This window comes from Roseovarius dicentrarchi (genome assembly GCF_003316635.1).
In the GTDB taxonomy this organism is placed as follows: domain Bacteria; phylum Pseudomonadota; class Alphaproteobacteria; order Rhodobacterales; family Rhodobacteraceae; genus Roseovarius; species Roseovarius dicentrarchi.
The window spans coordinates 10,854-37,756 of record NZ_QNQP01000004.1 but is presented as its reverse complement, the minus strand read 5'-3'; the positions used below and the strand labels follow the sequence as shown (position 1 = coordinate 37,756).

The following is a 26,903-nucleotide window of genomic DNA, read 5'->3' as shown; positions in this document are numbered from 1 at the left end:
TTGCCTCAGCGGTCAGGTTTATGAACCATGCCCGCAGGCGGGAACGCAATGGACATGCGGTGTGACGGCGCGCCGATCATTCGGGCATGGGGCGGCGCCGCATCATTCAGCCAATCGGGGTTTTCATCCTCCAGCGGGATGTCGGCGCCATCAACGCTCAGCCGCTTCAGATGCAGCTTGCCTGTGCCGCGCCCCGCCATACCCGGCCTGGCAAATGCCAGGCATCCCAGAACGGCCAGGCCGGGCAAAAGCCCCTCGGAGGATCGCAATGTGACGACAGCCTCGCCGGGATGTGTGCCGGCGGCGACTGTCACCTCGACATCCGGCGCAGTGGCCATCGCCGCACCGGGCATCAGGGCGGCCGGGTCAAAGGCAAGATGCAGCACCACGTCAGAGGCCCCCGCCAACCCGTCAAAGCGGAACCCGACATAACCGCCCGCCAGCGCATCGGGGTCAATCAGCATCGTGTCGGGGGCGGTTGCCCCCAGCGCGCCCATGCGAATGTCCATCAGCGCCGGAGGCGTGTCGGCCAGCGTCAGGCTGGCGCCCAGATCTATCTTTGCCGGGGCCGCGCCCGGCGCCGCATCGCTTGGCGCGCCGCCGGCGACGGGTGCGCCGTTTATCGAAATGACGCGCAACTGCACGCCCGATGCGTCGATGTCGCCGCCCAGCACCCGCAGATGCAGCAGATCCAGAACCCCTTCGGGCAAAGGTTGATCCGCGTGCAATGTCACGGTCATGTGCTGCGCGGCGCCGGTCCGGTCACTGATCTGGCTGGTGATATCCACCTCGAAAGGCAGGCAAACGCCCATGACCGCGTCGATCATCGACAGACGCGGCGCCGTATGCGTCACCTCGAACACGATTTCGCGGATGCCGCCCTGACTTTGGAATACAACGGGGATGCGTTTCAGCGCGGCGCCCCCTGTTGCGCTGCCGCCGGTTGCCAGCCGCGAGGCTTGCACCTGTGTCTCCATCCGCGACAACCGGATCGGCGGCGCGTCGCTGTGTTGCAACTGCACGGGTCGCGGCGTCAGCAGATCCCCCCCCGTGACCGGGCGCGCGGTTGCGGCCGGCACCACAGACGCGGGTTGCAGGGACAGCGTGATGTCTGTCTCGGCGCTCAGCCCATCGGCATCGGTCACACGGACGCGCGCAATAAACGAGCCGACCTGCCCGCCCGTGGCGCCGATCAGGCGATCCCCGCGTATGCTGAGCCAGTCCGGCCCGGATACCAGCTCATAGGACAGCGCCCCTTGTGGCCCATCGTCATCAAGCCCCAGCAGACGCAGATCGACGGGGGCCCCCGTGGTCATTGCCAACGCCATCGGCGCCAGCGCCGGCGGCGCCTGAACTGTCAGACGGAAGGTCGCCTCGGCCACCAGATCGGCAGTGTCGCGCACGCTGATTGTAACCAGCGACAGCCCCGACTGCCCCGCCGTATCACCGGTGATCCGCCCGGTCGCGGCATCGACCTGGACCCAGTCAGGCCCACTGATCAAACGGAAGCTGAGGCCACCGGGCGGCGTATCGGCGTCGGTGACCGTCACCGCGTGCAATAGTGGCGCACCGCGCACCAGCGTCAGATCCGCAATCGCAATTTCCGGGCGCGCGTTGACATCAACGCTCAGGCGCAGCTCGGCGGTCAGACCGTCGCTGTCACGCACGCCAAAGATCGCATCGGTTTTGCCCGGATGGCCAGTGGTGTCACCCGAAACCATGCCGGTCGCCGGGTCAATCGCCATCCACGAAGGTGCATTCACGATATAAAAGCGCAGCGATCCGGCAGGGCCGTCCGCATCGCTGGCTGTCAGCGCCAGTGCCAGCGCCTGCCCTTCGATCAAGCGAACGGAATCGCCGGTCAGTGTGGGCGGGGCATTGACGTCAACGCGGACCTGCGCCTGGGTTTGCAGGCCGTCTGCGTCGGTCACGATCACCATTACCGCCGTTTCGCCCGCCTGACCGCTGCTGTCGCCGCTAAGTACGCCGGTCGCAGGGTCGATCATGATCCAGGGATGTGCCGCCGCCAGCGCATAGGTCAGATCGCTGTCGTCGCCGTCGGGATCGCTTGCCGCGACAGGGAAACTCAGTGCGTCGCCCATGCGCAGCGTCACCTCTGCCGCCGTCGCCAGAGGCAGCGCGCGCACGGTGATCTGCGCTGTCGCGCGGGCAGTCAAACCCTGCGCATCGCGCACCTCCACCGTGACGGAGGTTGTGCCGCTCTGTCCTGCGCTGTCGCCGCTCAGGCGGCCGGTCGCCGGGTCAATCGTCAGCCAGCCGGATGGCCCGATGATGCGGAACGCCAGCTCCGACGCGGGGCTGTCGGCATCGCTGACCGCAGGCAGAAGCGTCAGCGCCTCACCCTGCACCAGCACCTGATCGGCCAGCGAAATCACCGGCAGCGCAGACACGAACACCGTCATGTCCGCCTCGGCGGTCAGCCCGTCCCGATCACTGACCTGAACCGTCACGGAATGCGCGCCGGGATGCCCGGCGCTTGCGCCACTCAGCGCGCCGGTGACAGCATCGACGCCGATCCAGTCAGGGCCGGCCAATTTCGTGAAACGCAGGCTGCCGTCGGGGCTGTCGGCATCGCTGGCGGTGACGCGATGGGCCAGCGTCGCCCCCTCGATGATGCGGACATCGGCCGCGGTGAGAACCGGGCGCGCGCGCACGGTGACGGTCACATCCACTGCGGCGCTCAGGCCCGCATCATCCGTGACCTGCACCGTCAGCGCGGTCGTGCCCAGATGGCCAGACGTATCGCCGGTGACGCGGCCCGTCACGGGGTCGATCCGCAGCCATTCCGGCCCGGCGGTGAGGGCAAAGACCAGATCATCGGGATCGGTGTCGATATCAGTCACCAACGGCAGCAGGTCCAGCGCCTGACCCTCGATCAACACCGCAGAGGCGGCCCTTATCGTCGGACGCACATTCACAACAACGACAAAGCTGCCGTCGACGAACAATCCATCGGGGTCGGTGACGCGCACCGGCACGCGCGCCGCGCCGATTTGTCCGGTGCTGTCGCCGCTGACCGCGCCCGTCGCGGGATCCATGGTGATCCAGTCGGGCGCCCCCGGCAGCAACGCAAAGACCAGCCCTCCCGCGCCATCGGGATCGCCGTCGGGATCGCTGGCGTGGACGCTGTGGGCCAGCACGCTGCCCTGTTCGATCGCCACGTTCGATACGGTCAGAACCGGCGCGCTACGCACCGCCAGAGTAAAGGCGCGTTCGGCCTGCGCCCCGCCGGGGTCGGTGACGCGCAGGCGAAACACCATGTCGCCGGTCGTTGTCGGGGTCCATTCGATCCGGCCCGTCGCCGGGTCCAGAATGGCATCTGCCGGCCCCTGCACCAGCGCGAACCGCAGCTCGGACAGGGCATTGTCGGGGTCCGTCACCACGGGCGCAATCTCGACCTTGGCACCGCGCGCAACTGTTTTCCCAGCAATTTCGGCCATCTGCGGCGCGTCGTTAACCGGCACGATGTCGATAGTCAGCGATACCACCTCGCTATGGGAGATGCCGTCAAAGACCTGATACTCCAACGCGATCGTGCCGGTTGCGTCCGGGGCCGGGGTGTAGCGGAACAACCCGTCCGGCAACGCCGTCAGCGACGCGCCATTGAGATCGGACACGATATGCAAGATCAGCGGATCGCCATCAGCGTCGCTGTCATTGCCCAGGATATCCACGATGACGGGGGTGTCCTCGGTGGTCGAAATGCGTTCACCGCGCGCAATCGGGGCGGTATTCTGGCCGGTGCCCAGCAGCCGCACGCCGTCCACCTGCACCTCGGCGCCCAGCGCGCCAAGGCCGATCAGATCGAAGTCCAACGTGAGTGCCGTCAGCGCCGGCGCCCGTCCGGTCAGATCAAGCGTGACGATCAGTTCATCCCCCGCATCAAACACCGTCGCCGCGGACGATCCATAGACGCTGCCGTCTGACTGGATGTTCAGAACCGCATCGGTGCCCGGCAGATCAGTCATGGCAGGCAGCACCATCGCCCCGGTGTCGCCGTCGAACAGCGCCACCTCGAAGGCATCGGGCGCCGCACCGCCGCCCGACCCCAGCGTCAGGCCGGACAGGCGGAATTGAATCGCCGTCGCGTCGGCGGGCAAGGCAAAGCTCTGCGACAGGCCGCTCATCGCGCCCTGCCCCTCGCGCAGAACAGCGCGGCCATCGCGGATGCTGACATTGCCCGTATGGGACCAACCGGCCAAGCCCGCACTGAAATCGCCGTTACCGAAGGCGGGTTTGGGTGCGGGCGCCGCCATCGCGGAAAATCCGGCCGCGCCGGCCGCGCTTGGGCCGACGGCCGGCGCGACGCCAAGGCCGAAGGGCTGCGCCGCATCGCTGGCCAACTCCGCAACGCTCCAGTCCCCCGTATCGGGGCCCGATGGCAGCCGCCGCAATCCCGTATCAAGGATTGAGGACATGACAAAACCGGGCAAGGTTGGATCAACCATGTCCTGCAAGCCCATGGAATTGCCCATTTCATGCAAAAGCACCGTCAGGAGGTCGATCCGCCCCGCCGCATCGCCCGATGCTGCCCGGAACACATGCGGCGCGCCGTCGACAGCGGTGAATTCCACCTGATCCAGCGGTGTCTCATCAATGAACCAGCCGTTTCCGGCACCATCCACATCCAGCGTTATGACACCATCGCGCGCCAGTGCCAGCGCATCCCCCGGCAGGTCGCCGACCTTGATCGTGACACCGGCCAGCAGGCCGTCCGCGCCCGGCACCAGCGCGCTGTCAATCCAGATACCTTCGGCCACTTCGGCCAGCGCCTGCGCCTGATCCAGTCGCAGCATATCGCCGCCCGCGCCGATCCGTGCCGCCGTCTGGTTTGAACCCGACTTGGCAAGGCGGATGTCGTCGACGACCATCACGACCGAAATCGCATCGCCAAGGCCCATCAGATTGGCGCTTTCCAGGAAATTATGAAGCGCGGCATCGAAATCTGCCGCTGCCGCCCGCTCCAGCCCAATATTGCGGATCGTCAGGCTGGCAACGCGGCCCTTGACCTCTTCGGGGATACGGAAGGTGGCTGTCTGCCCCGAGAACAGCCCGGCCCCGAAAACAAAGGTGTCGGATTCGGTCTCGGCCCCCGAAACAGGGTCCGTCATTATGCCTTTCGCGCGGTACGTCGCGCCGTCAAGCGTGGTAAAGACGGCCTCGGCGCGCATGTCGTCATTGAAGTTCGCAACAAAGAATGCCTCGAATTTCAGCGTTTCCATATCCGCGGGGACAAACATGCGGTTGTGAGTCAGCTTGTCCAGTTGGCCGACGCTGTCCAGATAATCGTTCAGCGCTTGCTGCGGATCGTAATGCGCCCAAGGGGTGTCAAACCCGCCTTCGGGCAGGAAGGTTGCGAAAATCTCCTTGATGGCCTGGCTGCCGCCCATGATCAGGCCGTAGTCAGGCTTGGTATCTATGGTCGGGAACAGCTTGGAGAGCAGATTGCCCAGGTTTTTCTGAAGCAGCGCCGTTGCCTTGCCGATATCGGCCAGCCGCGCGGCGCGGTCGTTGCCTGCGGCCTCAGCGCTGCTGTCGTCAATAGGCCGCCCCGTGATGGACGCCAAGGGACCGGCAAAACCGGTCAGCGTGTATTTGGACATGAACGCCTTGACCTCGGGCACGTCCTCGATCTTCTTGAGCGAATAGTCGATTACCGACGCCAGCCGCGCAACGATCACGCTGTCATCCAAAAGGAAATTGACCAGTGCATCGGCCGCGGTTTTCAACTCATCCGGGCTGAGCAGTGTAGCGCCATCGGGGCCAACGACCTTAAGCGTGGTGCCGCCGCCGGGCACGTCGACTTCCTGCAATGTGCCGCCCAGCGACCTTGCGTAATTCTGACGGGCGCGCAACTCCTTCTCGGCGGGGGTCAGGCCACTGTCCCACATATCGGATTTGAACCGCTCGACGAGGTCTTCCAGCACCTTGTCGATCAGCGGCTTGACCACTTTTCCGACCGTGTCGATCAGTTCGCCAACCCAATTCTGATTGACCAGGAATTTGCCCGTTATGTCGACAGGCCCGTTCAGCCCATAGTCGCCCGGCGCTTTGTCCGAGAACAGGTCAAAGGTAAAGCTGTACCCTTCATCAACGCTGCCGGCGTGGCCGGTGCCGCCATGCATCGACCAGCCCGGCAGATCGTAGTGCAGCGGGAACCGGCCCAGCTCGGGCGGCAGATCGGGGATGAGATCGACCACCTTCTTGATGCTGGGCTTTTGTTTGGCGGCCTCGTCGATCGCGGCTTTCTGCGCCTCTTGCGGGCTCAGGTTCTGGGCCAGAATCTTGTTGTAGGCGCTGTCGAGCAACCATTTGATGTAGTCGGACAGCGCGTGGCGGGTGCCTTCGCTGAAATCGCCGTTAAACACGGTCGGCACCGCCGGGTAGTTCTGCGCAATCGGCTTTGCCGGATCTGCGGGGTTGGGCAAACTGTCCAGTTTCGGGCGATCGACCTCGGTATTGTCAAAGTCGAGCGGCGTGCGGAGCTTTGGCCCGACACCTGCCCGGACCTGCGGATCGCCGGCCACCGTGGAGAAGTAAAAGCCCGAGCCGACGGCCTCGGTCCGGACCGTGTTTATGACGCGGTCCTCGGTCCTGGGGTTGAACTTGGAGGCGGTGAAATACCGGTCGAAATGCGCCTTGATCTGCCCCCAGTTGCCTGACTGGAAGGCCACCGGATCGACGCCGTACCACGGCTGTTTGGTAAACTTCTGACTGAACAGCGAACCGACAGTTTCCAGCAGACCCGGATCGGCGCTGGCGCCCACGGGCAGGCCTTCGTCGCCGCGTGTGCGTGGCACCGCTTCGCCAGCCAGATACAGCGCGTTGACGTCCGCAGTGCCCAGATACCAGTTGGTGATGCGGCTGTGCGGCGTCGCAAACAGATCGTCCTCGATGAAGCCCGGCACATTCAGCGCCCGCCCGCTCCCCGGCGCCTTGGTAAAGCTGATCTCGATGTCGGGCTTCCCATCAGCCATCTTGCCGTGCGACGGCAGCTTGTCCTTGCCGTCCTTCGTGGTGGGCAGGCTGGTGCCGTTCGGCGTTGTGGTCTGGGTAAACTTGCCAAAGAAACCTTCGATCAGAGAGCCTTCGGCGCTCATGCTTTCGGCGGCGGATTCCTGGAAATAATTGTCGGCGAAATCAATGTTCGACCAGACCTGCACGTTGGGATCCTTGAAATCGTCCCAGGCGATGTCCGTCAACTGAAGACCCATCAGCCCCGAAATCTTGAACAGGACCTGAGAGAGGTTTTCGGTTACCGTCGCCACTCTGACAATGCCCGTACCCAGCGGCGGATTGACCAGCGTGACGGCGCTTCCTACCAGCTTGGCAGCGCGGATGTACGAGTCGAGCAGCTTCTTCAGTTCGACCTTCAGTGTGTCCTGCTTGAAATCATGCGGGTCAAGCGTGGTCATGTGAATGTCGATGTTGTTCCCGTCCGTTTCCGGAAAATGCACGCCGAGACGCTGAATAATTTCGGAATTGACCACCGTGCCGCGGCTGTGACCGATAAAGTGCAATGGGCTGGTAAAGATGTTGGCCTTCTGGTCCAGCCATACCAACGAGCCGAAAAACGCATCCGCCGCCGCCTCGGCAAAGCCGCTGTCGGAGATATCGCTTTCGCGGTACCAGTCCATCACCAGCGTCACCGCCTCACCCGCGGGCAGGGCACCGGGGATGTAGGCCAGCGGGTCAATCATCCGGCCCTCGCGGGCCGTGGGATCGTATTCGTGGAACTTGCCGGTCTGCCGGTTATAGACCAAAATGACGCCGCCGCCGGACCCCTGGCTGATGACTTCGGCGTTTTGCAGCCATGCGCGCAGCCTATCCTCGCTGAGCGCGGTGTTGGCATAATCCGGCATCGCGGCAAGCTGGAAACCGTGGGTGAGAATGTTCACCGATTTGAACTTGGTGCCGGCCGGATTCAGCGCAGGCGTCTTGAACTCTGCGCTGCCGGTCAGGTTGCCACCCGATCGCAGCACCGATACGCCCCAATGGTAGGTCTGACTGCCTGTCAGGATGCGGCTCAGTGCGGGGTCGGCCTCGATCATGATGGCATGGCTGGGATCTGTGCCGCCGGTCACCATGTCGGCTGTCAGTTTTTTGCTGGAGACAATGATGCCGTCCGCGCCCAATACATAATGACGCCCACTTTCAAAAGCATAGCTTTTGTTGGTCTGGGCGCTGTTGATCAAGCGCCACGGATGGTAGTCGTCGGCGCTGTCGGGTGTTCCGGCAAACAGCGCGCGCTCGCGGTACGGATCGCCCGGCCACAGCCCCTCGCCCGGTTTTTGCGTGCTCAGGAACAGGTCCATCTTGAACAGGCGGCTGCCGATCTTGCTGGGGTCCAGATGCACCTCGAATGTCAGCGGTTTGCGGTTCTTTGCAGCATTGACGTCCACCACGCCGACGGGGCCGATCAGCTCCAGCAGGGCCTCGTCCTGAATGTCCAGACCACGCCCGAAGAACTGCACATCCAGCGGCGCGCCGAAAATCTCGTCCCGAACTTTCGCGCCCAACAGCTTGCCGTCATAGCTGTAAAGCGAGCGTTCCAGATCGACCGGCTTGGTCCGGTTTTCGCCTACGTCTGACCGCGCAACCCCCTTGTCGGATGCCTCTATCAATGCGTCGATCTTGTATGTGACGATGGATCCGGCGTTGCGGAAGTTGGCCAACAGCTGGCTGCCGTCGGGCCGCATGGCGATTTCGGTCAGGTATTGATCCGGAATCGGGCTGGTAGATCCGACATGGCCGGAATAGCCAAATTCATACTGATACGTCTTGCCGCTCAGCTGAGCGGTCCACTCCTCGCTGTTCATGTCGAACGGGTTGCGGATCAGGCCGATCTTGTTGCCAAGGCTGTGCAGACGCTCGATTTCGTAGGCCAGTCTGCTGTCGCCCATCGTCAGATAGCGCGACAGATCATAATCGGCCACAAACGCATAAGTCTGGTCGGGGGTCATCTCGACCGCCACGGGATAGCGGATTTCCAGATCATACCGCTGGCTGGTCAGCGGCAGATAGCGATCGATCAGTATCGAGCTGAACGGGATGACCATCCCTGCATATTTCACGCCGATCGTCTGATTGTTCAATTCCAGCGGACGCCGCCCTGCGTTCGGATCGCTGCGCGATACCAGAGGGTCCAGTTGACTGACCCGCGCCTTGAACCTGTCGGGATCAGAATTGATCACCTCGATCGTGTAGAATCCCGCCTGACGTTCGCCGCGCGACACAAACACCAGCCGGTCAGGGTCATCTGCCGAGGCTTCGATGTCATAGGGGTCACGGCCGGCGTCAAACTCGTAGACCTTCTCGTGATATGTGTCGCTGCCTGCATCCTGCGGATCGACATTGAAAACATAGATCTTGCCCTCGGGCGCGCTTTGCGGATTGCGCGCCCATCCGCCATCGCCAAACATACCACTGAACGGCACGGCGACGTAGAGCTTTTTGCCATCCGCCGACAATTCGATATCGTTGATCTTGCCGGACTGAAGCCTGCGCGCCTCGTCAGGGATCGGCACATCAATCTGGCGACTGGACAGGTAGGTCGACGATCCGGGGCGCAGGTCGATAACGTGGATCTTGCCCGCGCCTGCCGCGTACAGGAAATGCCCGTCATTGCTGACAGTCATCTTGCCGACCTGGCCACCGGGCACACGGATCAGGCTCATGCCGCCACCGGGCACCACATCGAACTGGCGCAACGTCAGCATATCGACCACTGCGATGCCCTGATTGGTCGAAACATAGGCCGCCGACAGATCGCCCGCCATCAGCACGTCATTGGGCCACCCGACCAACGGCGCGGTGCCGTCTCTCAAGAAGACGTCGGCAACCAATTCGGTCTTTTCCGTACCGCTTCCCGGTGTCAGATCATTCGGAGCGATGTCGAAAATCTGCAACATCGTCTGATTGACGCCTCCATTCATTCTGGAGCCGCCCATCGCACCGTAGCCGCGGGTATTTTTCACCTGAAACGCCGTCGAGGCAATGCCGCGGGTGCGCTCAGACCAGCCGTTGCTGTCGCCCGGTGCGCCGCCCGGCGCAGGACGCTCATACGTGATCCTAGCCTGCGACAGCAGGATGTCGTCGGGGGCAGCGATTGTGAATTCCGCGCTGCCGGTATCGGGGTTCTGCGATGTCACGGTGAACTGGTCGCCGGTCACATAGCGTGTGTGGTTTCCGATGGCGAACTTGACGCGGCCGGCGCTCAGACTGTTACCGAAATAACGGTCCTGCGCCGATCCATTCGGGTAGAACAGATTACCGCCCGTGATCTTCAGCGTCACAGAACCGTCCGCGTTCAGAACCGGGGTGATATCCGTCAATCCCGGCGCAGCGCCCTGCGCAGGCGGCAGGGCGCCATCCGGCATGGTGATGTTCAGCGTCACCTTGTCGGTGACATCACCTGCGGGAACATCGCGCTGTTCGGCCTTGGCCCAATCCGTGCCTTCTAGATATTTCGCATAGACATCAACGCGCTGCTCGCCGGTTGTCATCTTGAACGCCATATAGGGCAGCGAGCCCGCAAGTGCCGCGCCGATCACGGCACCGGCGGCGCCTCCGGTCGCCAGACCGATGGCCATTCCGGTGACGACCATCACCGCGCCCGCCGCGAGATAGGGCAGATGCGACACGCCATCGCGCATTGGCGCATTGGCCGTGGCCACCAGGATCGAGCCTTTTTCGCTCAGTCCCGGAAAGGGTGGCGACGCGGTGCGCGCCATGCCGTTTTCGTCAACGGTGCCACTGTCGACCAGTCGCCAGATTTCGCCATGCTCGCCATTGGTCTGCTCGGTGAAATCATCCAGCACAAAGAACAGAACCTGCGCGCCGGGCGCCGCCGTCGCCGCGTCCACCGGCACGGCAAACTGAACCGGGCCATTCAGACTGCCGCCCTGAACATCCAGCACTGCCGCACCGACAAAGTCAAAGTCCGGCGGCACCTCCAGCTCAAGATTGGCCTCGTCCAGCGCCGTGACCGATACGGTCGGACTTCCTTCCAGCTGACCGGCACCAAAGGCAACTTCGATGCCCTCGGGCGTGCGCAACGCGCCACCCTCGGCGCCGATCCGGCCACTGTTTGCCTCGATCGGCGCGGCAACCGTAACCTCGATCACCTCCTCGGCGCCGCGGTAGATTACCGTTACGGTCGTGACGCCCGGCGCCATCGCTTCGATCAGGCCGTCTGGCGTGACCGTTATGACACCGTCATTGCCTGACACATAGATAACCCCGTCGTCACCGCCGATAAACTCCATCCCCAACGTGCCCAGCGACGTGATGATCCGGCGGTTTCCGCCTTCGGGCAGGATGGTCACTGTATCGGGATAGGCATCGATGCCGAACAGCTGGGCAATGGCTGCGTTCGGCTCGTCCGAAATACCGACCGAGGCCGCCGTGGCCGCCGCAACATCGCCGCGCAGTGCCAGCAGATGGGTATAGCCCTCGGCAACCGCACCAAGCACGCCCGTCTCGGACACGCGCACCACTGATGGATCGGCAGAGGTGACAGTGACATAATCAAACGGCAGGATCACATCCGCCTGATCCTCGAACTGGCCAACGACGACCAGCTCGCCCTGCTCGCCCGGCGCATCGAACATGTACTGGCGCATCAGCAGCGAAATCTCGGTCAGCTTGGCGTCCGAGATCGTCAGCTCAAAGGTGAATTCCGCGGTCGCGGCATAACCGTCATCGGCCACCACGGTCACGCGGCCCGTTCCGGCAAATCCGTCATCGGGCCGCACACGGAAAAATTGCCCGTCAGGGGTAAACCTGGCGGTGACGTTTTCGGTGCTGACAATGCGGAAGAATACCGGATCACCATCGGCGTCCGTTGCCAGACTGGACAGCGGCACCAGCGTGGCCAGGTCCACATGGGTGAAAACGTCGGGCATGACGGCGGCGATCGTCGGCGCGCTGTTGCGCCTGATGCCGTAATTGACGTTCAGAACCTGGCGGTCCTGCCCGTCTGTCCGCCCGTTCCCGTCCAGGTCGGTATCCGCGCCACCGGCCCGTAGCAGGGCGCTGTCGGTGCCATCCACCGACCCATCGCGGTTCAGGTCGCCCGCCAGACCGACGCGCATGGTAAACGCCTGATCGCCTGCAACATTCAGCCGGAACAAACCGGGCTGCCGGAACCCGAACAATGCGACAGATCCCGCGGCGCCGGTTTGCAGGCTGAGCAGGTCCGCGCCCTCGATTGTTGGCACAGCTGCGGCGGTATCGGTCTGCACCCGCAGGATCAGATGACCGCCCGTCGCACCGCGAATTTCACTGTCGCGCACATTCAGCGACCAGTTTCCGCCTGCCTCTGCCGATATGGTCTGTCCCGTGAACTGGCCAATGCCGCCCAGGTCGGTCACAACCGGGCGCACCTTTACCGTGCCATCCGCGCCATAGCTGATTGCATCGCCCACCGTGCCATCCAGCGGGGCATTGATACTGAGCCTGCCATCCGCGTAACCATAGCGCGCGCCGCTGCCATCGGCCAGCGCCCGCACCCCGGCAAGGGTGCCGTCGGAATTATAAGTGTAAACAACGCTCTGACCGTCCGGCGCCGTTGCACGCACAATGCGCCCGTCCGCATCGCGCAGGAAGGACAGAACATCGCCATTGGTCGCGGTGATCCCGCTTTGCCCGACGAACAGCCGCTGCCCCCCGGCGCGGATTTCCTGCACCTTGCCTGCCGAACTCAGCACATATTGCGTACCGCCCGATGCCGTCAGCACGAAAGGCTGCGCGCCGCCCGACTGCGGGTCCATCGGGTTATAGGGCAGCCCGTCGCCCGCCGCGTAGAATTTGCCGCCGGTCTTGCGCAGCACCATCTGCGCCGATGCCAGGGACCATCCGCCATCGTCGGCCTGCCATGCAGGCTGCCAGAATGTCGCCTCGCCGACCTTTCGCTCGGTTGGTGCAAAGGTAAAGCCGACCCGCTCGCCGGTGGGCGTGGTCAGGTACAGCCGGGTGCTGTCCTGCAAGGGCGCGAACAGCCCGACCGCCTCGCGCCCGGTCAGCGCGGTGTCCATCGACAGATCCAGATCAAGCCCGGCCGACCAGCTGCCGAAATCGGCATCCGGCGCCGCCAGACTGTCATAGCGGCGGCTCAACCCGAAGGTGATCCCGCCCAGATCCGTGACCAGATCGGTGCGGTTGCCCGTGTGGCGCGCGATCTTGGCGCTGCCGTTCACCTCGATGCGCAGATCGGTGCGCGCCTGCCGTCCACCGATATCGGTGGCGACCAGGCGCAGGCTGTAGAACCCGTTCAACAGCGTGCGCGTGTCCAGCGTGCCCAGCGCGCCGCCCACAGCTGCCTGCCCGCTGGCCAGCGTATCAATCAGCCGCGCGCCATCGGCGCTGCGCAATTCCAGCCGCCATTCATCAAGGTTGGTATCTGCAACCAGCCCCCCGATCTCCACCACTCCGGCCAGTTGCTGCCGGCCCAGCGTATCGGTGAACAAGGCCACCGGCGCGTCCCGGTCCGCAGGATCGCGCACCTTGATCGGCAGGACCTGCTGGCCCTCCAGCCCATCGGCATCGGTGGCAACCGCGCGCAGCGCGATCTTGCCCGGCGCGGTGGGTGTGATGACCGCGCGGCCCTTGTCGTCCAGCGTGGTTTCCACGCCGTCCACGAACAGCCTGATGCCGGTGATATCGGCCAGACTGTCGGCAACCACCGTCACCAGCACAGCCTGATCCGGACGCGCCGGGAAGGAGGGCGTCAGCTCGATCCGCACGGCCGGCGGCACCGGCTCCAGCGTGGCGCGCATCACGATTGTCTGGCGCGCGCTGCGCATCCCGTCGGAGGCGATGAAGGTGACGTAGTATTCGCCCACCTGCCCCGGACCGGGCTGCCATGTCACTGTCCCGGTCGCCGCGTCCAGCACCGCGCCCTCGGGCATGTTCAGCGCGCTGTAGCGCAGCGCCTGCCCGTCGGGGTCCGATCCTTCCAGAACGATGCTGCGCTCTTCGCCGATGAGGAAGGCGCGGTCATTGGCCGACAGCACCGGCGCGCGGTTCACATCGGCGATGTCAATATCCACCGATAGCGTCGTGACCAGACCATCGCCATCCTGCGCCGCCAGAACCAGCGTATGCAGGCCCGACTGCTCATAGCCGGGGATCCAGACAAACTCGCCCCGCTCGGCGGAAAACGCGGCACCTTCGGGCAGGCCCGAGATCACCGACAGCTTGACCGCGTCGCCATCGGGATCATCCGCCACCACGGTAAAGCGCATTTCAGCCCGCTCGCGGCCCAGCTGCGTGACCATCGGCACAAAGACCGGCGCGCGGTTGCGCGGATCAATCCGCAGCTCAACCTCGCTGGTCGAGGCGGAATGGCCGTCCGAAACGCTGACCTGCATCGTATATGTACCGGCCTGCACAGCGTTCGGCGTCCAGTTCAGGGTGCCGGTGGCCGGATCGAACACCGCGCCGGAGGGCAGCCCGTTGATGGAATAGCCCAGCGCATCGCCGTCCGGATCGCTGGCCCCGAACGTCACCGACAGCGGCGTGCCCTCGACACCCTCGAACACCCCGACAGGGTCCAGAACCGGCGCCGCGTTGCTGGCGCGCACGGTCACGTCAAACCGCAGATCTGTCTGCGCGGGCGCGGTCAGGCCCGCGGCCCCGGTATCGGTCACCGACACAACGGCGGTGTAGCTGCCCGCCTGCGCGGCGGTCGGCGTCCATGTCAGCAGCGCCTTGCCATAGACCAGCGGATCGGCAGTCAGGAGGGCGCCGGCAGGCAGGCCCGACAGCGCATAGGTCAGCGCGTCCTGATCCATGTCGGCCACGTTCACAACGGTGCGCAACGGCTCGCCTATGACAGCGACCACATCACTTTGATAGGTGAATTCCGGCGGCTCGTTCTCGGCCTCCACCTGAATGACAAACGTATGGGCAACGCCGCGCGGCACATCCTGCCCGCCGCCATCATCGGCAGCGACCAGCGTCAGCACATGCTCACCGCGATCCCCCACACCGGCCGCCACCCGGATTACCCCGGTGCCGTCGCCATTATCGGTGAAGGTCACGAATTCCGGCAGCGGCATCCCCGGCTGTTCGTTGATCAGCGTCAGGGTGATCGGATCGCCGTCGGGATCGCTGGCATTTACCGCAATCTCGCGGAGATCGCCGCGCCTTGTCACGATGGTTTCGACCGGCGCCATGACCGGCGCCTGATTGAGATCGCGCACCGTCAGGTTCACCGTCTGCACCACCGATAGCGGCGTGCCACTGCCTGCCCCGTCATCGGTGGCACGGAACGCAAAGCTGTAATCGCCCGATTGCGTGGCGCCCGGCGTCCACAGCAACTGCCAGGTGTCAGTGTCGAATGTCGCGCCGGCAGGCAGGTCATCCAGCAATTCAACGGCGACGGTTTTCGGAATGTCCCCCAGTTCCAGATAGGTGCCGTCACCGTTGCGATAGCCCGGCTCGTAAAATGGATTGTCCGGGTCATAGGCAAAGACGCGCAGCGCGAACTGCTGGCCCTCATGCACTTGCAGACCGGAAAAATCGTCGAAGACCGGCGCGCCATTGGCCGGCGTCACCTCGATCTCCATCGCCTGCGTCGCCACGCCGGTGCCGTCCGATACCGCGAAGATTACCGTATAGGTATCGGCCTGCGTATAGCCGGGCGTCCATTCGAATTCGCCGGTCGCCGCATTCAGCGTCGCGCCGAACGGCAGGGTATGGTTGACCACGCCAAAATCCAGCACCGAGCCCGGCTCGGCCCCGGCCTGTAGCACGAAGCGGATGCGGTCACCTTCGGCAACCGTCATCTGCGGCGGCACCTGCAACGTCACCGGGCGCGCCTTTTGCGCGATGTGCAGCGTCACTTCGGCGGCGGTTTCGCGCAGACCGTCACTGGCGCGCAGGGTCATCTTGTAGGTGCCGGCCTGACCATAGCCGGGCGACCATGTCAGGATCCGCTTGACCGGATCATAGACTGCGCCCTCGGGCAGGCCGTCCACCCATGTGACGACCGTATCCAGATCCGGATCGGAGGCCGCCACATCGAACTGCACGAAATCGCCCTCTGCGGCCTCGATGACCTCGGGCAGGTTCGAGATTACCGGCGCGCGGTTGCCGCCTGCCAGCGACAGCACGAAGCGCTGCACCGATACCGCGCCGCGCGCGTCGAACGCCTGAACCACCACGGGGGTGCGGGCATCGGCATCCGCGCCGGGCGTCCATGTGATCGCGCCGGTTGCACCGTCGATCTGCATCCCCTCGGGCGCTGTCAGCAACGTCATCACAACCGCCTCGCCGTCAGGGTCGGTTGCGGCGACCGTATGGCTGAACGGCGTGCCGATCACGGCCATTTCCGGCGGCAGCGAGGTGAACACCGGCGCCGCATTCGGCCCGGTCGAGGCAGCGACCCCGGCCGAGAATTCCACCCGCTGCCGGTTGGGCGTGACAATCGCCACCGTCTGTCCGGTGGTCGTGCCGCCCGCCACCAGCCGCCCGTCCGCAGGCAGGCTGCCGGTCAGATCAATCAGCCACATACCGTCATCGGTGCGCCCCTCGGCGCTGCCCGGCGTGCCCTCGTAGCCGCGCTGCGGGTCCAGAAGCAGCAGCACCGGCAGCACGATGTCGCGATCCGTGCGGTTGGTCAGCGACACCTCATAGCTGACCGTGCCCAGCGCCCGGTTATAGCGCGTCTTGCCGAATTCGATATCCACCAGCGCCGACAGATCGTCCAGCGCCTTGAAGCTGCTGACATGCGCCTCGCCCATCCGCAAGCCGCGCAGCGAGGTCACAGAGCCGGCAACGCTCAGGCTGTAATCATCCGCGATCAGCCCGTCCAGGCGGATCAGGACGGTGCGGTTCCGGGCGTCATAGACCACCGCCGCAGGCGTGACCGCGCCGGAATTTGCCCCGGTGATCACATAATTGTCGGGGTTGATCACCGACGCCTCCAGCGCCGGATCGCCCGCGAACATGTCCTGATCGAACGTGACCGTCAGCACCGGCATCGGCAGCGGCACCACCGCATCGGCGTTCGGGTTGGTGGCAATGACGCTGGGCGAATAGGCCGGCGCGATCACGTCCACCTGGACGCTCTGCGAAATCAGCACGCGGCCATCGGCCGTCGTTGTCACCACATCGCCGCGACTGCCGCCTTGTGCGACCTCGATCCGCTGCATCGTTTCCAGATCGACCATGGTCAGCGCCGAACCTGCCAGCGCCTCGCCCGTGCCGGACACGCGTCCGGTATTGGCCGACACGAACAGCAGATCCTCCAGCACCGTATCCTTCTGCCCAAAGGCGATCGAGTCGATCTGGCTGTCAAATGTCAGCCGCGCCTCGGCGCGCTGGCGATCGCCGAAGCTGACCACCTGCGCGCGGTCGGGCCATGTCACCGCCCACAGCACCCCGCGCTGGTCAAAGGCAAGCGAGCCGACGCGCAGGTTTTCATCGCGGCTCCACTGCGCGAACAGGCCGGTGGTGGGATCGAATGTCGAAATACCCGCATTGGTGCCGACATAGATCAGCCCGGTTGCCGCCTCGACCGCAAGGCCCATGGTGATGCCGTCGCCGTGGCGCGCCAGAACCGCGCCGCTGGCCGGGTCCAGTTGCAGCAAGGCGCCGCCGCCGGTGGTGGCCCAGACGCGGCCATCGGCATCCTGCGCAAGGTTGAAGATGGGATCATCCAGCGTGGCCAGCAACGTCTCGCTGCCTGCCGCGCCGCCCTGCGCGCCAAACCGGTGCAGCGCGCCCCGGTTCGCGCCGCCCGAAATCAGAACCGTGCCATCGTCCAGCTCCAGTATCGCCATCGGCCCGATGCCGCCCTGGCTGGTCTGGAAACCGGTCGCAAAGGACGACCCCACCAGCGGGCTGAGAACCTGCGCGAATTCCGGCAGATCGATCAGCGGATCGGCGGCGGGCACGTTCTTTTCGGCCAGCTGGAACAGCAGGTTTGTCGAGGGGATGTCCACCGGCGGCGGCGGCATTCCGAAATTCGGCACCGTGGTCGCGTCCACCGTCGCGGCGCCGCCCAGATTGACGGCCTGTCCATCTGCCGTGACCGCAGCGCCATCGCGCGGCGCCTCGCGGTTGCCTGCATTGTCAGTTGCCAGCGCGAGGAATTCATAGGTCTTGCCCGCCTCGCCCTCAAATACCAGATGCCCCGCCGCCTGCTCCAGCCGGCGCTGCCAGATACGGAAATCGCCGCCGTTTTCCGCCACATAGAGCGTCACGTGCTTGACGCCGGACGCGGCGACATCATCGGCGCTGGTCCAGCGGATGTCATAGCTGTCGGTGCCGGTGATGCGCTCGGCCGTCAGGGTGGTTTCGGGCGCGGCGCCATCGACCACCTGCACGATTTCATTGGTCGTCTCGGGCGCGGCGGTGTCAAACAGAACCCGCGCCGAGGAAGTGATGCGCGTGCCGGTGTCCACATCCTCCATCGGGCGCACGGTATAGGCGGCAAATCCCGCGCCCTTGCCACCCTCGGTATTTGGCGGCAACAGGCCGCGCGTGACGTCCTGCAATACCTCGCCGGTCAGCGGATCGACCGCCTGCAACACCCAGCGCGCCGCTGCCGGGTCCTGAAACAGGTCCACCCCGGCGCTGATGCGCAAGACAAAGCCGTGGCTCTGGCTGAAGTCGATCTCGTCCTGATAGAACCAGCGGCCTTCGGGCACATCAATGGTGATGTCGCCGATCCTGATATCGCCCAGCTCGAAACTGCGCGGATCAAGATCGGGGTCAAGCTGGGTCACGATCTCGATCTGGTTGGCATGGGTCGCCGAGGCGGCCGCATTCTCGAACTTGACGGTGAAGGGCAGCGGCTCGCGCGCGGGCAGCCATCCCATCGTCTCCAGCGTCTGCGGCCCGGTCATCGACGCCAGACCGCTGCGGTTGGCCGGTTGCGCGAAGTAATCGGCAAAGTTCAGCGCGGCAAATTCATCGCCGTCCACCGGCTGGGGGCCGTTGATCAGGAAATCGGCGGGCAACGCCGCACCGCGATTTTCAAACGGCACCCAGGGCGAATAGATGCGTACCGCCTCGAAATGGGTCGGGTTGCTCAGGCCAAGGTTGTAATCCTCGAATTTCGGCAGGGCCGGAACCGGGATTTCGCCGGTGTAGCAATCGCTTTCGCGCGGGTCCATATATTCGATATCGGCCATGATCGTCTCGTCATGGCCATAAAGCGTGCGCAACTGCTCGAAAAAGCCCAGAATATCCCCGTCCGAACGGATGTCCTGCCCCGCCGGTCCGAACAGCACGCCCGAGGCCAGGGTCGTCATCAGCGACAGGATCTCCTGATGGGTGCGGATCGGGGGCACCGCATCCTCGGCGCGCAGAATGCCCGCCTGATGCAGGCCCGTCATATAGACATCGACCCACAGATCGGGATCGGCCACCACCGCCACCAGCGGCGCGGGGGCATCGTCGCTGGCCAGAACCGCGTCACGCAGGTTCAGCACGATCTGCGTCTGGTGCGCGATGAATTCATCGCGCGTCATCGAGGTCGCGGCGGCAAAGACATGAAAGCGGAACGGGATGAACGGAATTTCGCAATCGCTCGGTTTGGCGGCGTTTTTGTTATATAGATCCTCAAACGGAAAGGCAGCCATCGCCGCGCCCAGCGCCGGACTGGCTTCGGCGGCCTTGGCAACCACGCCGTCATACCAGTCGCCGATGGCACCGGCCCCGCCCTCCTCCAGAATATCGTCCAGATCGGGCAACACGGTCGACATGCGGGCGCGGAAGGCATCGAACGCCTCGTCATGCAGTGCCTGAAGGCCGGGATAGGCGGCCACGTTGAAGGTGAACCCGGCAAACCCGTCGGCGGGCATGTCATAAAGATAGCCGCGCGTCGTCAGCTGTCCGTCACGGTTGACGATACTCTCCAGCCCGTTCCAGAACACATCCTCGTTCGGCGTGCCTGCGGCGCCATCCGGCGTGCCGCGCACATTGGTAAAGAAATCAAGGAACGGCAGGCCATAGACATAGGGGTTGAAATGCAGCTCAGGCACGCCAACCTCGAAATAGGTATAGGGCGCGTCCAGATTGCCAAGGTTCTGCAAGGCGACCGAATATGTCTCGGTCTCGCCGGGCAGAACCACGCGGCTGCCGCCGATGCCGATGGTCACATCGCCCTCGATCCCGCGCTCGACAAGGAACCGATAGGGCGACAGCGCCTGCGCGCCCGAGGGGTTGGTCACCTGCACATCGTACAGGCCATGCGCGGCGCCGGTCAGGTCAAACGTGGCGATGATGGTGGTGCTGTCCACCACGCGCCAATCGACGGGGGCAAATTCGGCAATACCGGGGCGCACCAGTTTCACCGTTGCGGCATCTGCAAATTGCGCGCCGCTGATTTTGGTCGTCACATAGTTCGCCGCGCCGCCGCGGTCGGTCTTCACATCGGTGATGACCAGCGGCAACAGCTCGGCCAGAAGGGTGATGTCGGTGCCGTCTTCCGAGCCCGAGAAGTTGCGAACCGAAATGTAGTAGGTGCCCGGTTCGGTCGAGGGGACCAGCGCCACCAGATCGGAGGACAGCGGCCCCTCGTAGGTGGCATCAAACGCATTGGGCGACGGCAACGCGTCATGGCGCAGGAAAATCTCGTTCGAAGCGGTCGGATCGGACGAGCGCACCAGCACGCGCAGCGTTTCGCTGGGCGGCACGGTGATGCGATACAGCCGCTCGCCGCCCGGCGCCAGCTGCACGGTGGTCGGCGTGCCCATCAGCAACTCGTCCACTGTGGTTTCGATGGTGTCGGCCGATGCGGTGGTGTTGTTGGCCTCCTGCACGCCCTCGTGGATCTGGTTGAAGATATCGGTGCGCACGATCACGCGGTAGCCGCCCGGCGTGGCGGCCGGCATTTGCGTGGTCAGCGTCAACGTGCGGCTTTCGCCCGGCGCCAATGGCCCGCTGGTGGCGACGCGGCCAATCGGCTTGTCGCGCAAATCCCAGGTGCCATCCTCGGACAGGAACACGCTGTCGGACCAGTTTCCGCTGGCCATAACGCTGTCGGACTGATTGGTCACGGTCCAGCTGACGGTGATTTCCTCGCCCGCCCGCGCCGAGGCGGGGATGGTGATCGCTGTCACTTCCAGATCGGTCGGCGGCGGCAGTTCGATGATCATCGGCAGATCGGCGACCGCCGCGTTATTCGCGTCATCGGCCTCGAACACCGCGCCGCGCCCGCCCGCCCGGCCCGGATCGGTGACGACAAAGACATAGTAAGCCTCGGTCGCCAGATCGGCCGGCGTGGTAAAGCTGCGCGTGACGTCATAACCTTCGCCCGCCGCAAGCTGCCGGTCCTGCCGGATGGTGCCGATGAAGCGGTCCGAGGTAAGATCAAGAAACGCATCGCGGCTGAGATAGACCAGATCATCCCATTGCGCCTGCTGGAACGGTATCGCCCCGCCCTGATTTTCAACCCTGTAGGAGACATCGAAGCTTTGCCCGCGCGTTGACCGCTCGGACGCGGTCAATGATGTGACCACCAGATCGGGCGGTGCATAGAGACCGATGCTGACCGCCTCGAAGGTGGTATTGTTGCCCTCGCCCTGAAATTCGCGCACCCGCCCCGCAGCGGCACCCGACAGCCCCGACAGACGCGGCGACAGCGTGCTGCGGTTGACATAACTGTCATCCAGATCGGTATCTGCCACGGCAAGAATGTGGAAATCGCCCGACAGCTCGAACGGCAGTGTGACAGTCACCGTGGCGGTATAGCTTTCGCCCGCCGCCAGCACGCCGCGCCGCTGATGTTCGGCCTTGATTTCGCGGCCATTCGACTCGCGGCGCAGCAGGAAATCACCGGTATCCAGCGATGCATCCAGCGACAGATACACCCGGTCGAGCCAGGATTCCTCGCGCGTGGCGCGGGTGCCGGTATTGGTCACCTCGAAGGTGATATCGACGGTCTGCCCCGCAGCCAGCCCCTCGGGCACGGTCAGGTTGGTGACCACCAGATCGGGTTCGGAATAGACCACCGGCAGCGCCGCCTGCGCCATCGCGCCCTCTGGATGCTCAAAGGCATATTTGGTGTGCGAGCTGCGCTGGCCATCGTTGTTGCCGCTCTGCTCGGGCCACGGGCGGCTGGTCTCCTCCAGCCCTCTGGCCGTGTTGGTGAACACATAGACGAAGTAATCGCCGTCAAAGCCCGGCGGCAATGTCACCTCGACATCGCGGCTGTAACTGGCCTGCCCGGCCAGTCCGGCGGCATTTGAAATGGTCACGCTCTGTAACCGGGTTGCGCGGCCTGCGTTAAAAGTCGGATCGCGCGAAATCCAGATTTCGTCGGTCCAGTACTGCGTGCCTGACCAGATTGCCGCATCACTTTCATTGGTGACCGTATAGCCGACGGTCAACTTTTCGCCCGACAGTGCCGATTCGGGCAGCCGTACCTGCTGCACCCGCAGATTAGGCTCGGGCGATCTGACACGGGACGTGGTCACGTCCAGATTGTCCGTCAAGTCCGCGTCGCCCTGAACGGAAACCGCGCCGGTGACATATGCCCCGTCCAGACCGGGCGCAAGGAACAGCTCCTGGGTAAAGCTGCGGCTGGCGCCGACGGCTATATCCTGACCGCCATAGGCGCCCAGCGTCCAGACCTCGGCGCCCGGCACGGTCAGTCCGGGGGTCGAAGACAGCGTGAAATCAACCAGATAGCCCGAAGCAGCCTTGTCACCCTTGTTGGTCAGGGTATAGCGCAGGACCATACGGTTCTGCCCTTCCACCCCGGCGGTGGCTTCGGGTGTCACATCGTCAATCACGATACCCAGATCGGGGCTGGTCAGGTCGGGCGGATCGCCGATGATCTGAAACACCGGCGGCTGGCCGATGACATTGCCGCCGCCCGCCCTGTAGTTGTTCGAATTGATTTCGGTCGGATCGTCCGGGTTGACGTTCACTGCCAGAGGATCCTCCAGCAGGGTGGCATAGGGATCGACCCACGGGGTGATATAATAATTGCCTGATCGTACCTTGGCTGGCAGGTCGACTGTCACGGTACGGTCGTACCCTTCGCCGACATCCAGCACGCCCCCGGTATATTGCAACGTACCGAGCAGCACATCCCCCTGCCCCGGATGCGGACGGTTCTTGTCAAGGGTCAGCCAGATCTGCTCGGCCCATGACCCCAGATTGGTCGCGCCGGCACCCCGGTTGGTGACGGTATATGTCACAGTGACCTCGTTGCCCTCGAAGCTTTGGGTCGGGGTCACGACATTGTCCACGACCAGATCCGCAAACGGAATCGGGGTGATGTCTATTTCCTTGACGGCAAGGTTGTTGTTGTCGTTCGGCCATTCGTTGACCGCGTTGCCGGAATCGGTCTTGACCAGCAGGAAGGCGGTGCCGCGGAAGCGTTCCGGAATGCGGAACGTGGCCTCCTGGCTGAGATATTGCTGGGCCGTGTCCAGCGCGGATTCGTTGCTGAACGATCCCAGCCGGATGTCATCGAACGAAATCTTGTTGTCCAGAGACAGATAAACGCTGTCGGTCCAGTTCGGCACATCCGTGGCCACCGGTCCCTGGTTGATCACCGTCCACCGCACCGAGCCTGTGGCCCCCGCCGTGTAGGTGTCATTCGCCTCTATACCGGACACCTGAAGATCAGGGCGCGGCAGGCGGCTGAGGGTGATCTGCCGGTCGCCCTTGCTTTCGTTGTCGCCTTCGTTCTTGTGCTCGTACACGGCGTTGGTGAAATCGGTTATCACGATCAGATCGTACCGATCATTCAACTCGGCCGGCAGGGTGATCTGCTCGCGGCGGCTGTAGGTTTTGCCTGCCTGCAACGGCCCGGTATAGCTGTAACTGCCGATTGCGATATCAGCAGAGCCGCCGCCGGCCTTGCGCAGGAACACCCGGTCAACCCATGTCCCATCGGCCGGCCCGATACCCCGGTTGGCCACGGTCCAGCTGACATCGATCGCTGCACCCTCGGTGGAGGCTGCGGGCGCGGAAATTTCCGTCACCACCAGGTTGGGCGGCGGCGTCAGCGTGACATCGACCCGTGCCGACGCGGCCTCGTTGCCCGCGTCGGTAAAGACAAGCTCGAACGGGGCGCCGGTGTTGTACGCGTCATCCGTACCGGGCGTGCGTACAAAGAAATAGGCCGGTCCCTCCCAGCCATCGGGCAGGGTGATCGTGGCTTCGCGGTCATAGCTGCCCCCCGGAGCCAGATAGCCGATATGGTCAAACCGCCCGGCCAGAGTCCGCCCGTTTCCGGCAGCGTTATCGGCGATATACACCTCGTCGGCCCAGCGGCTGACATGCGTCAGGCCAATCCCGTTGTTCGCCACCGTCCAGCGCAGGGTGACATCGCCGCCCGATTGTGCGCTGCCCGGTGCCGTGACCGTCTCGACCACCATGTCGGCATAGGGAATGGGCGCCACGTCGAAAAACCCTGGCATTGCCAGCGTGTTGTCGGCCTCCTGCCCGTTCTCGAACACCGCCTTGCCCGCGTCGGTCGTGACATAAAGCGTGAAGCGCCCTGTCATACGGGCCGGCAGGTAGAATTCCTCGGTCCGGTCAATGGTGGCGCCGGCATCCAGTCCGCCTGTATGCGCGAAAACCGCCAGCTCGATATCGTCCGCGTTGCCGATGATATCGTCGCGGGACACAAAAATGCGGTCGCTCCAGACGTCGGTGATGCCGCGCCCGGTGCCGGTGTTGTCCACCGTCCACGTCACGGAAACACGCGCCGGATCGTCGATGATCTGCGCGGGCGCGGTGATCGACGTCACTTCCAGATCAGCATAGGGCGCCAGCGTGACCGCAAGCGCAGCGCTGGCCAGATTGTCGTCCTCGTGGCCCGGCTCGGAGACGGCCTGACCGGCATCGACGCCGACCAGGATGAACCACGCCCCCGAGGCGGAGATCGGGATGCTGACATCGCTGAACGCCACGGCGCTGGCCCCTGCATCCAGCGCGCCGGACGTCACCTCGCCCAGCAGCAGATCACCGGCGTCCAGCTCTGCGTCCCGGCTAAGCCAGAGGCGGTCGATGCGCGCGCCCTGCGCGGCGCCGGCGCCGGTATTGACCACATCCCAGGTTACGCGCACCGCATCGCCCGAGGTGACGGTCGCATTGTCCAGTGTCACGGCGCCAATCGCCAGATTGGGGTGCAACATGCCCAGGACACCGGAATCGGCGGCGTTGTTGCCATCGCGCCCGCCCTCATAGACGCGGCCGCGATGATCGCTGCGCAGCTCCAGCCGGTACTCTCCCTCGCCGACGGCCGGAATGGTCACGTCCAGTGTCGCCTCATAGCTGGCGCCCGGCGCCAGATCGAAACTTTGCGTCACGTCGCCCAGGTAACGCCCGGCGCCAAGACCCGGACCCATCAGGTAAACCCCGTCGGACCATGGCGCGCGCGCCGGTGCCTCGCCGCTGTTGGTGACGGTCCAGCTGACAGTTTCGACCGCCCCCGGCACCAGCGCGTCCGGGCCATCCACAACCCTGACCGAAAGATCGGCAGAGGGGGCCGCAGCCAGCGAAACCGAGCCGGATGCGACACGTACGTTGTTCGCCGCAGCGCCGCGTTCGTAAATACCGGTGTCGGCATTGGTTTCAACGATGATGCGGAACGTGCCGACCTGTCCGTTGGGCAATGTCGCCGTTACGCTTCGGCAGTAGCTGGACCCGACGGCCAGCGGCCCTGTGCCTGCCACTTCGGCCAGCAGGATGTCGTCAGCACCGCGCACCGCGTCCTTGGCCAGCCATACCCGGTCCACCCACGCCGCGCCGACGGGCACCGCATCCGGGCCGGTATTGGCCGCGCGCCACAGGACAGTCACGGTTTCATTGGCGACAAAAGACCCGCTCGGCGCCGTCACCGCCTGCACAGCCATATCCGCATAGGGCGAGGCCAGCGTGATGGCCCCGGCAGCCAGGTTGGAGGCGCGCGTATCGGGCTCCATTACAGCCTGCGCCGCGTCCGTGACGACCAACAGCTGAACGTCGCCTTCGATGCCGACGGGCAATGTTACATCTGCGGCGGCATCATAGCCTGCGCCAACCGCCAGCGCGCCGGTATGAGAAAACTCGCCCAGCAACGTATCGCTGTCGTCCAGCACGCCGTCACGCGACAGATACACACGGTCAATCCATTCTTCGGCATCGGTCGCTGCCTGCCCGCGGTTCTCCACCCGCCAGCTGAGGCGTGCGACCGCGCCGCCATCGGGCGCGGCGGGCAGGCCGGTAATCGTCGCAATTTTCTGACCCTGCTGTCCGAGCGCCGCAACACGCTGGCCAAACGCAACGCGCTGCCCGATACGCAAGCCAAGGAAACCGCGCTTGAGCTGGCTGTGGCAATTCAGGATCTGGATCGCGCCCGCATGGCCATCGACATGGCCGGTCTGGAGGTCGCGCAGGCCAGGGCGCTGCTGGCGCAAAAGGCCATAACCAGCCCGATCGCCGGCGTCGTCACAGAGCGGCTGGCCAACAAGGGCGAATTTCGCAACGGGGAGACAGATATCGCCACTATCGCCCGGATCGATCAGCTGCGGGTCGAGGCATACGCCCCGATCAGCCACTATCCCCGCCTCAGCATTGGCCAGAGCGTGCAGGTCATTCCCGAAGCGCCGCTGGACGAGCCCCGGCGCGCCACGATCCGCGTGATCGACCGGGTTTTTGATGCCGCCACCGCCACCTTCGGTCTGAGGATGGAACTGGATAACGCAGATCTGTCCCTGCCTGCCGGATTGCGCTGCACGCTTCATTTTCCCCAAGGGTGACGCAGCGTCGCCGCCCCCACTGACGGCGGATCAATCGGGCCTTGGCCCTTGCAGCAAAGGCCACTAGGCTTGGCGCCGGTGGCCGTACCCTTTTGCCTGGGGACGGATGCACAGCCAGATCACGCAGCGCCTGGCTGCCTGGTCAAGCCAGCAAGGGGGCCGGGC

The 26,903-nt window shown here is 64.5% G+C and carries 2 protein-coding genes; one reads left to right on the top strand and one right to left on the bottom strand.

The window, feature by feature from the left end:
• Positions 1–5: 5 nt before the first annotated feature.
• Positions 6–26,099 (bottom strand): putative Ig domain-containing protein, encoded by a 26,094-nt coding sequence (locus tag DQ230_RS03770; RefSeq protein WP_113911179.1) that lies wholly within the window; start codon positions 26,097–26,099, stop codon positions 6–8.
• On the opposite strand from DQ230_RS03770, the gene DQ230_RS03765 reads away from it, so the two are divergent.
• On the top strand, positions 26,037–26,738 hold the full coding sequence (locus DQ230_RS03765; RefSeq protein WP_113911178.1) for an efflux RND transporter periplasmic adaptor subunit: 702 nt from the start codon (positions 26,037–26,039) through the stop codon (positions 26,736–26,738). The genes DQ230_RS03770 and DQ230_RS03765 overlap by 63 nt on opposite strands.
• Positions 26,739–26,903 lie beyond the last annotated feature (165 nt).